Source organism: Pseudofrankia sp. EUN1h (genome assembly GCF_001854645.1).
In the GTDB taxonomy this organism is placed as follows: Bacteria; Actinomycetota; Actinomycetes; order Frankiales; family Frankiaceae; genus Pseudofrankia; species Pseudofrankia saprophytica.
Map to the genome: position 1 here is coordinate 1 of NZ_MBLN01000127.1, position 1093 is coordinate 1093.

Here is a 1093-nt window from a genome sequence, read left to right on the forward strand (position 1 = left end):
GACGAGAAGAGGACGAAGGCCTTGAGGTCGAGGTGGGCGGTGGCCTGGTGCAGGTGCCAGGCGGCGTCGGCCTTGGGCCGCAGCACCGTGTCGAGCTGATCCGGGGTCAGTGCCTCGAAGGTCGCGTCGTCCAGGACGCCGGCGATGTGCACCACGGCGGTGACCGGTCGATGGTCGGGGACGGCGGCGAGCGCCGCGTCCAGGGCCGCGCGGTCGGCGGTGTCGCAGGCGGCGACGTCGACGTGGGCGCCGGCGGCGGTGAGTTCGGCGGTGAGCTCGGCGGCGCCGGGGGCGTGTGGGCCGCGGCGGCTGACCAGCAGCAGGCGACGGACCCCGTGGGCGGTGACCAGGTGCCGGACGAACTGCGCGCCCAGAGCGCCGGTCGCTCCCGTGACGAGCACGGTGCCCTCACCGAACCGGGCCGCACCCGCGCTCGCGGCCGCGCTCGGCGCCCCGGCCCTGGCCAGTCGCGGCACCAGCACCGCACCAGCCCGCACGGCCGCCTGCGGCTCCCCGGAGGCCAGTACGTCCGGCAACGCGGCCCAGGAGGAGGCGGCGCCGTCGACGTCGACCAGCACCAACCGGTCCGGGTGCTCGGTCTGGGCCGACCGCAGCAGACCCCAGACGGCCGCGTGCGGCAGGTCGGTGACGTCGTCGGTCGCGCCGACGGCGACCGCGCCCGACGTGGCGACCACCAGCCGCCCGTCCTGGAAACGCTCCTGAGCCAGCCACTCCTGAACCAGCGCCAGCACGTCGCGCGTCGCGGTGTGGACGGACCGCGCGACGTCGGCGTCGGACGAGCCCGCGAGCCGCAGCAGCAGTACGTCCGGCACATCCTCGACCGCGTCGAGCCCGCTCGCCGTCGTCGTCTCCACGCCCAGGCCGGCAGGCGGCAGGCCCAGCACCGTCCAGCGCTGGCCGGCGACGGCCACCGGCACGGGCGCGGCCGGCAGGCCACGCCACTCCATCCGGAACAACGCGTTCGCGGTCCCGCTGCTGGCGGTGTCGATGTGGTTTTTGGTGGCGGGGCGGGTGGTGAGGGTGTGGATGGTGGTGAGGGGGGTTCCGGTGGGGTCGGTGAGGTGGATGGTGG

General features: G+C 75.7%; 1 protein-coding gene. It reads right to left on the reverse strand.

Annotation, left to right across the window (positions count from 1 at the left end; translation table 11 throughout):
- Window positions 1-1093: beta-ketoacyl reductase (locus BCD49_RS39835; protein ID WP_116439478.1), on the reverse strand; the 1093-nt coding region annotated here is incomplete at both ends.